The following is an 8,894-nucleotide window of genomic DNA, read 5'->3' on the forward strand; positions in this document are numbered from 1 at the left end:
CGGTCCTGCCAATGAGTTTGCCTTCATTGTCGAGCAATGATCGGGAGTTCGCCCTTATCGCCACGGTGCTGCCATCTTTGTGCAACACATGCGCGAGATAGTCGGCATGCCCATCACCGCTTTTGATGATTTTAGCAAAGACGGCCAGGTCCTGCTGCCGCCGGTCGGCAGGGATGAGGTCCACCCAGTGTCTGCCGATCAGTTCCTCTGGGGCATAGCCCAGTACGCTGCGACTGGCTTCATTGATGAACAAAATCTGCCCCTCGGGCGAGACTGTGTAGATCACGTCATGCGAGCTTTCCACCAGGCTGCGGTAGCGCTCCTGTGTTTCGGTCAGGGCTTGCTCCGCCCGCTTTTGCTGCGTGATGTCGCGCACAAAGGCGGTAAACTGCGCCGGCAGGCTCTGACCCAGCCGCGTGGCATTGAGTTCGATGAGGATCTCGGTGCCATCGGCACGAATCGCGGGCAGTTCAAGCCGGCGGTCTAGCACCCTTTTTTCTCCGCTCTCCAGGTAACGAGCCAAGCCACGTCGGTGCCCCTCACGCAGGCGTTCGGGAATGATCACTTCGCCCATGTCACGCCCCAGCACTTCTGCTTTAGGCCAGCCAAAGATAGACTCCGCCGAGGGGTTGAACTCAAGGATGCGGTTTTCGTGATCAAGGGTGATGATGCCGTCGAGGGCGGAGGCCACGATGGCGGAGCTGCGTTCTTCCGCCTCACGGTGCGTCTTTTGCGCCAGGACTTGCACCGTGATGTCCAGCACGGTGCCGGCGAGCACTACAGGTTGACCGTTCTCGTCATGGATCAATTCCGCCCGCTCCCGCACATGGCGGATTTCGCCGCCCGGGAGGAGGATGCGATGATCGATCTCCAGAATCCCCTCCCCGGTAAGGGCCTTCCGATGGGCGTCATCCATCGCCTGCCGGTCCTCGGGATGAACGAGCCCGAGAAACGCCTCGTAGGTGCCGGCAAAAGTTTCCGGCGTAACGCCGAAAATACGGTAAGCCTCATCCGACCACATCAGCCGGTTCGGGGCGATCGCCAATTCCCAGTTGCCCAAATGGGCGATGCGCTGGGCATCACGCATCCGGCGCTCACTCTCGCTCACACTGCGCTGCGCGGCCAGCCGCTCGATCACCACCGCCAGCAGCGCGGCCACCGACTGCATGAACTGGGCGTCCTGCTCGTCAAAGTTGCGGACAGAACGGCAATGCGCGCCCAGCACGCCCCAAGGCTTGTCGAGCAGCGGGATCGTCACACTCAGACCGCTGAGGACATTGTGCTGGGTGAGTAACGGTGGCGCTTGGAAGCGTGTTTCTTTCCGGAGGTCATTGACGAAAATCGGCCCGTCCGATTTCAGAGTAAACCCGGCTTGGGAAGCCACATCTACTTCCACCATAGCCACCCCGATCAAGCCCGGCTGCCAGCCCACGCCAGATACGAGCCGGACACGGCTGCCATCGGGTGTCAACTGGAGCACCTTGCACATCTCCACGTCCAGCGCCTCAGCGACCACCCGCGTGGTAAAATCAAAAATGTCCTCCAGCGTCGTCGCCCGCATGGACTCAAAACCGATCCGGGCAATCACTTCCTGCTGCCGCGCGCGGATCCGCAGTGCTTCACCGACCAGCTTGCGGGCTGTGATGTCCTGACAGGTACCCACTGCTCGGATGGGCCGACCCGCATCGTCATTGAACGCCTGCCAGCGTTCCTCCACATGCTTGATTGTCCCATCCGCCAGGCAGATGCGATGCTCGATGGAGAACGCCTCGGGCCGCCCATGCGATTCGGCGAATGCGGCCTCCACCCGGGCGCGATCATCGAGATGCACGAAGGAAAGGAAGCTTTCGTGAGTGGGGCTGAAAGCCGCAGGATTTGTCCCAAAGATGCGGTGTGTCTCCTCTGTCCATGTCACGGCCTGAGTGGGCAGGTCCGTCTCCCAGCTTCCCACGTGAGCCACCGCCTGGGATTCGTGCAGGCGCCGCGCTTCCAATTCAAGCCGCTGCTGGTTCTTGCGCAGATCTTCTTCCGCCAGCAGTCGCTCGGTGACATTGACATGCATCACCACCGCGCCTGTCATTGTGCCGAGGCTCAACGGCGTCACCATCAGGCGGAACCAGCGCTGCTCAGTGAGTGAATGGCAGGGATATTCGAGCGAAAACATGGGCGTCTCACCGCTCAACACGCGGCGGATACCGTTGGCAACGTCCTGCGCCTCCTCTGCACAGTCGCCGCTGGATTGTTCGCAAACAGCGAGATAATTCTGCCCCACGAAAAAGTCGGCACTTTGCGGCATGTTGGCCGAGGCGAACCTCCGCCAGGATTCATTGACGGTAAGAATGACGCCTTGTGCATCTAACAGCGCGATGTGGGCGGGCAGTGCGTTTAGAATCGCGATCTGTGTTTCTGCCGTGATCCTTTGCGCAGCCTCGGCCACATGTAGCTTTTCTTGTGCCTCGCGCAGTAGCAGCGGATCACCGCTTGGAAGCGTGATAGCGTCCAGTTGACCACCAGTCAGCACCTGCAGTTCCAGCTCCGTCTCCTGCAACAGGCGCACCAGCTTTGCGATTCGCTGGTTGTCATCTGACGGGGGGGGGATTTTGTCATATCAGGGGTGAAAGGTTGATTTTCTGTAAAATTGTAGGAATTTGAGCCAAAATACCAGTCAAATCACGCTGATGTCCTGGGCCTCAGCAGCATGGTGCCATGCTGCGCGCGGATTGTTTTCCGCCATTGAGCATGAGCAAGCCGTGGCCGACAAAATCACCGGCATTCTCAAGCTGCGTTATCTCACTTCTTGGGAAGGCTTCCGGCCGCTGCTCGAAGAACTCACCGGCTACGCCACACGCGACTGGAGCAAGGGTGGCAAGCCCCCCTTCGACCCCATGCTGAGGTTCAAGGTGCTTGTGCTCAAAAGATCCATGGCCTGAGCGACGACGCCACCGAGGTCAGCAGGAGAAGAATAGAAGTGAACATGTAGCAGCAGGATGCAGACAAACCGTCACCGCACCACCATCACACTGCATGGCGCGTGGCGCACCACTTTCTCCGCCACACTGCCGAGCATGAAGTGCTTCATCGCCGTGATGCCATGCGTGGCGATGAAGATGGCTTCTGCATTCAGCGTCCGTGCCAGTTCACAGATGACATCTGCAGCGCCGCCAGCCTGCACCAGCGTGGTCACTGAGGAGGCACTGCTGAAGTGTGCGCTTACGAGTGCTTCCATTTTCTTTCGGGCTTCCATCTGCATTTGATCGTGCTTGGCCTGAGTGTTGATCCGCAGGCCTTCGAAGGCGGGTTCCGTCACATGAAGCAGCACCACCTCCGCCTGGGTGAGTTGCTGAAACTGCTGCGCCTGGTGCAGGGCCTTCAATGAGTCCTCAGAGAAATCGGTGGGGACCAGAATCTTTTTCCATTGGCTCGGTGTGATCATGGCGGGATGAATGAATTTCCTCATGCTGCCGCATCCTGAGAAAGAGGCAAGCAAACGCGTGTGGTTCTCTACTATCTTTAACTCGGCTTGATGACAGCACTAAAAATCATCGCTTCGAATCAGCCATGAAACATGCCTCGTGCATCTTGGGTCATCTGCTGCACCGCGGGATGCTCGATCATTCGTTTGCCTGTGATCGCATAAAAGCGGATTCTGCAGGAGTCGGCTCTTCCCACCACTTGGTAGTTGTAGCAGGAAACGGCCTCGGCCAGGGACACGGCGGGGACGGCGATGTAGCCGCGACCATCCGCCGCCATGGTTTTCATGAGAGCGGGGTCGTCGAACTCGGCCACGACTCGGGGTTCGATTTGATGCTCGTGAAACCAGGTGTTCAGCGCACGCCGAAGCGCGGTGTTTTCCGTGGGCAGGAGCGCCGGGGCTCCGTGCAATGACTCGGGGAAACCACGCCGCAGCCGCAGTCCGAGTTTTTTCTCCGCACAAAACACGGTGCCCGTCTCCCCAAGTGAATGGCTGAAGGTCTTGAAGTTCGTGGTGCTTGATGCGGATTCATCGCTCAAGACAACATCCAGCCGGTGCGCGGCGAGCTGCGCGAGCAGGTCCGGCAGTTTTCCCTCACGGCAGATGACATGCACGGTCTGCGGGAGTGCGAAAACAGGGCTGAGAATCTCATTGGTGACGAGTTTCGGCAGCGAGTCCATCACGCCCACATGAAGCCTCACATGCATGGCGGAGGGGCCTTGTGTGATGACGCTGGACAGCTCTTGACCAAGAGCAAAGATCTGCTGCGCATAGCTGAAGGCGGTTTTCCCGGCATCGGTCAGCGTCAGGCCGCGCCCCTCGCGACGGAAGAGCTTCTCTTTAAACACCATTTCCAGCTCCCGAATCTGCTCTGAGATCGCGGGCTGAGAAATGTGCAGCTTCGCTGCTGCGCGTGAGATGCTTCCTTCCTTGGCCACGGTCCAGAAGTAGCGGAGATGGTGGTAGTTCAGTGAGTCCATGTGCAGCCAGACTATTCGGTTAAACCGATGGTTCCACTCGGAAATCCATACTCGTCCGCTCGGGGCTTAAGGCCCATGCTGGGGTGCTGGAAATGACCAAAACCAAGACCTGACACCGAACATGAAACTCACTTTGCAGCACAAGAACGTGCGCTCCACCAACACCCTCGACTCATGGGTCGAGGAGCAGATCATCTCGCTACAACCCGCGCTCCAGATTGACGAGGCCGTCATCTCCCTGACGCATGACAACGATGCAAGCCCGGCTTTTTATGTGAAGGCTCATCTCATCACACCCGGCCCGGATGTTTTCGCTGAAGGCTGCGACCACACGCTTCAAGCCGCCTTTCTCAAGTTGATGGAAAGCCTGTGCGGCAAGATCGGCAGCCGGGCCACCAACCGGGAGAAGCGGCAGAGAAACCACGGGCCGCACCCGTCGCAGCCTGCGCCGTGCGTCCGGTAGCGAGATCCCCCTCAGGCGTCGCCCTCGCAGCATGACAAAATGAGCCTGTCTCATCACAATTCTCAGGGCATCATTCCTGAGGTCACCGGCAGAATGCGGTGTTTCATCTAGGTGGTGAGGGCGTCTCTACTCAAGCCATTCCATTCAATCCACTTCTTACCTTATGAATGCGAACACAAACCCAACCACCGATGCGGTCCAGCCGAAACACATCCTGGCCCCCGTTGATTTTTCTGAGCCATGCCTCCACGGCCTCCATGCCGCGCTGGACCTCGCACGGCGATATGAAACGAAGCTCACCCTCGTGCATGTGGTGAAGCATCTGCCGCATGGTTCGCACATGGTGCTGGATGCAGCCGGCATCCAGCAGGACTGGCAGCGGCCGGCGCGTGAGCAGCTCGCGGAGTTCGTGGCGGAGCATGTGCCTGCCGATGTGCCAGTGCGGCAGGTGGTTGCCCTTGGAAAGCCTTTCCACAGGGTCGTAGAACTGGCCGCCGAACTGGAGTGCGATCTCATCGTCATCTCCACGCACGGCTACACAGGGCTGGCCCATGTGCTTCTCGGCAGCAATGCGGAGCGCATCGTCCAGCACGCGCCATGTCCCGTGCTCGTGATGCGGGGCCGCCCGGATGAGAGCCGACCTGCCGCGAATGCCGCCGCCTTTCGCTGGATTCTGTTGCCCACGGACTTTTCTGAGAATTCACGCAAAGCCTTTCCCCTGGCCGCCGCCATGGCGCGTGAGTTTGATGCGCGGCTGATCCTGGCGAATGTGCAGCCTGCCATCGCCATGACTGGCGAGATTCCGCTGGTCTTCACGGAGCAGGATCTTGCCTCCCGGCACGTCAAGATTGAGGCTGAGCTGCGCAGGTGCCGCAGCGAGCACTTCAGCCCGGAGATCAACAGCACCACCGTCGTGCTGGAGGGCATTCCACATCAGGCGCTTTGTGAGATGGCGAAAGCGGTGGACCCCGGCTTGATCGTCATCGCCACGCACGGCCACACTGGCTGGGAACACGCGCTCATCGGCAGCACGGCGGAGCGCGTGGTGCGTCACGCGCCGTGTCCTGTGCTCGTGGTGCGCTGAACAGCGCTCTTTTTAAATCACCCACCCAACAACCACCATGCAAACCATGCTCGCCACCGTGTTTCACGGCGTTAATGACATCCGCGTCGATTCCGTGCCCAAGCCCTCTGCCGGTCCTGGCGAGGCCGTCTTGCGCATCACCGCCACCACCATCTGCGGGACGGACCTCCACATCGTGCGCGGCGAGTATCCTGTAAAGCCGGGGCTCATCATCGGCCATGAGCCAGTGGGCGTCATTGAGGAACTCGGCGTGGGTGTGACGGGTTACAACATCGGCGACCGCGTGCTCGTCGGGGCCATCACGCCTTGCGGACAATGCCGTGCCTGTCTCTCCGGCCAGCACTCGCAATGCGGCCACGGCTTTGGCTGCCAGGCGATGGGCGGCTGGCGATTTGGCAACACGATCAACGGTGCCCAGGCGGAGTATCTGCTGGTGCCGTATGCGCAGGCGAATCTGGCGAAGATTCCTGACGAAGTGACCGACGAGCAGGTGGTCATGCTGGCGGACATTGCCTCCACCGGCTTTGGTGGTGCAGAGAGTGGCGGCATCAAGATCGGGGACACGGTGGTCGTCTTTGCACAAGGCCCCATCGGGCTGTGCGCCACGGTGGGTGCGAAGCTGATGGGAGCCACGCTGATCATCGGCGTCGATGGTGATGAGAACCGTCTGGCGATGGCGCGCAAGATGGGTGCCGATGTCACATTCAACTACCGCGAGTGCAATGTCGTCGAAGAAGTGCTGAAGCTCACCGGCGGCGGCGTGGATGTGGCCATCGAAGCCCTCGGCACGCAGGAGACATTTGAATCATGCCTGCGCTGTCTGCGTCCGGGCGGCACGCTGTCCAGCCTCGGCGTTTATTCAGGCAAGCTTCAAATTCCGTATGAAGCCTATACCGCAGGGCTGGGAGATCACCGCATCGTCACCACGCTTTGCCCCGGTGGGAAGGAGCGCATGCGCCGCCTCATCAACGTGGTGCAGTCAGGCCGCTTCGATCCCTCGATGCTGCTCACGCACCGCTTCTCGCTGGCGGACATCAAGCAAGGTTACGAGGTCTTCGGCAATCGGGCGGAAGGCGTGCTGAAGGTGCTGATCACGCCCTGATTCCTCCAACTCCCATTTCCAAACACATCACCATGAACACTCTCAAAACCATCCTCGTCCCCGTGGATTTTTCCACCGGCTCACGCTCGGCACTCGAACAAGCCTCACGTCTCGCCGGGATCAATGGAGCCAGCCTTCACGTCCTGCATGTGGTGGACACTGCCGCCGTCGCCTCACAGGCGGACAGCCGCAACATGAGCTTTGAGCGCCAGGCTGCCATTGCCGCCGAAGGAGCCAGAGAAGCCCTCGTGCGCTGGCTGGCACAGGCTGGAGCGCCCGCGGGTTGTGAGAACACCATTGTCGTGGGCGTGCCGCTGCATGAAATCCTGAAACACATCAAAACGCAGAACCCCGATTTGGTCGTGGCCGGGATCACGGGCGCGGGCGAATCCAAAGCGGGCGCCGGATCGCTGGCCCACCGGCTCGCCCGCCAAGTTCCAGGCAAGATCCTGCTGGTCAGAACCAATCATCCGAATGCGTTCCACAAGATCGTCGCCTGCATTGATTTCTCCGAGACCTCGCGCGAGGTCGCCGCACAAGCGCATCGTGCTGCCATTCACGACGGTGCCAGGGTGGACTTTCTGCATGTCTGGCAGGAGCCGTGGTTATCAACGCCTTATGCCTATTTGGCGACGGTGGCGTCCGAGTTCATCGAGCACCGTCGGCAGCTTCTCAGCGCCACGCTTCAAAAGTTCGTGAAGGAAATCGCGCCGGGCATTGAATCCAACGAGGTGCTGATAAATGAACCCAACTATGCCAATGCCATTGCTGACCATGCCGAGATGTCTGGGGCCGACTTAATCGTGATCGGCGCCCGAGGACAAACCAACCTGCGCTACACCCTCATGGGATCGACGGCGGAGCGCCTGCTGATGCGACTCCCTTGCTCCGTGCTCGTGGTGAAACCGGCCATGGAATGATGTCCGCCGCCGATCTCATCTTTGCCGCTGGGCCGATTCTCCTGCTCATCCATTGGATGACGAAGAAGACGCCGATGCCTTCCGCCAAGGCGCTGCCGCTCGCGGCGGTCGTGGCCTATGGCCTCCGGCTTGCATGGTTCGGCACCGACGCCAATCTCGTGAACGCGTCGGTGGTGGCTGGATTGCTGGTGGCGCTGACGCCGGTTCTCATCGTTTGGGGCGCGATCTTTTTCTTCCTCACGATGGAGCACTGCGGTGCGATGGAAACGATCCGCCGCTGGCTCAACCATCTCTCTCGCAACCGCGTGGCGCAGGTCGTCATCATCGGCTGGTCGTTTCAATTTCTCATTGAAGGTGCGAGCGGCTTTGGCACGCCCGCCGCGCTCGCCGCGCCACTGCTCGTCGGCCTCGGTTTTCCGCCGCTGCGCGTGGCGATGGCATGTCTCATCCTGAACAGCGTTCCAGTTTCATTTGGCGCGGTGGGAACGCCGACGTGGTTTGGCTTCGGGCAGCTCGGCTTGACTGCGGAGGAATTGCACGCGGTGGCATGGAAGACGGCGCTCATCCACAGCGCCGCCGCCTGCGTGGTCCCGCTGCTGGCCTTCCGCCTTCTGGTGAGCTGGCAGGAGATCCGGCGGAACTTTGTCTTCATCTACCTCGCGCTGGCTGCGAGTGTGATTCCGATGTTCCTGCTCGCGCTGGTGGATGATGAATTCCCCGCCGTCGCCGGTGGCTTGATCGGGTTGAGTGTCACGGTTTGGATGGCAAGACGCCGCATCGGCCTAGTGCATGAGGATGAGGCTGAGGACGCGGGCGCGGCACCGTCCGCCCGCGAAGTGGTGAAAGCGCTCTTCCCGCTCTGGGCCACGGTGC

At 60.4% G+C, this 8,894-nt stretch carries 9 protein-coding genes; 6 read left to right on the forward strand and 3 right to left on the reverse strand.

Annotated elements, in window-relative coordinates; translation table 11 throughout:
* Positions 1-2,557, reverse strand: a 2,557-nt coding sequence (locus PSV43_RS00320; protein WP_300192526.1) for a PAS domain S-box protein, incomplete at its 3' end; no start/stop codon positions are given.
* Positions 2,558-2,678: 121 nt separating this feature from the next.
* Here PSV43_RS00320 and PSV43_RS00325 point away from each other — a divergent pair.
* On the forward strand, positions 2,679-2,930 hold the full coding sequence (locus tag PSV43_RS00325; RefSeq protein ID WP_300192539.1) for a hypothetical protein: 252 nt from the start codon (positions 2,679-2,681) through the stop codon (positions 2,928-2,930).
* A gap of 71 nt (positions 2,931-3,001) precedes the next feature.
* Here PSV43_RS00325 and PSV43_RS00330 read toward each other — a convergent pair whose 3' ends face one another.
* Both PSV43_RS00330 and PSV43_RS00335 read right to left on the reverse strand, forming a co-directional pair.
* Entirely contained in the window at positions 3,002-3,433 is a 432-nt protein-coding gene (locus tag PSV43_RS00330) for a universal stress protein (protein ID WP_300192527.1), read from the reverse strand.
* Positions 3,434-3,552: 119 nt separating this feature from the next.
* On the reverse strand, positions 3,553-4,452 hold the full coding sequence (locus PSV43_RS00335) for a LysR family transcriptional regulator (protein WP_300192528.1): 900 nt from the start codon (positions 4,450-4,452) through the stop codon (positions 3,553-3,555).
* 121 nt (positions 4,453-4,573) lie between these two features.
* On the opposite strand from PSV43_RS00335, the gene PSV43_RS00340 reads away from it, so the two are divergent.
* The 5 genes from PSV43_RS00340 to PSV43_RS00360 all read left to right on the forward strand — a co-directional run.
* Positions 4,574-4,915, forward strand: coding sequence for an HPF/RaiA family ribosome-associated protein (locus PSV43_RS00340; RefSeq protein WP_300192530.1), 342 nt, complete (start codon positions 4,574-4,576; stop codon positions 4,913-4,915).
* A gap of 163 nt (positions 4,916-5,078) precedes the next feature.
* A complete protein-coding gene (locus PSV43_RS00345; RefSeq protein ID WP_300192532.1) occupies positions 5,079-5,999 on the forward strand; it encodes a universal stress protein in 921 nt (306 codons plus the stop codon).
* A 46-nt stretch (positions 6,000-6,045) separates the two neighbouring features.
* A complete protein-coding gene (locus PSV43_RS00350; RefSeq protein WP_345784638.1) occupies positions 6,046-7,101 on the forward strand; it encodes an alcohol dehydrogenase catalytic domain-containing protein in 1,056 nt (351 codons plus the stop codon).
* 32 nt (positions 7,102-7,133) lie between these two features.
* Entirely contained in the window at positions 7,134-8,021 is an 888-nt protein-coding gene (locus PSV43_RS00355) for a universal stress protein (RefSeq protein ID WP_300192536.1), read from the forward strand.
* Positions 8,018-8,894 (forward strand): L-lactate permease (locus tag PSV43_RS00360; protein WP_300192538.1); only part of this gene is annotated, 877 nt, incomplete at its 3' end. The genes PSV43_RS00355 and PSV43_RS00360, both read left to right, overlap by 4 nt.

Source organism: Prosthecobacter sp., from assembly GCF_029946185.1.
Classification (GTDB): Bacteria; Verrucomicrobiota; Verrucomicrobiia; order Verrucomicrobiales; family Verrucomicrobiaceae; genus Prosthecobacter.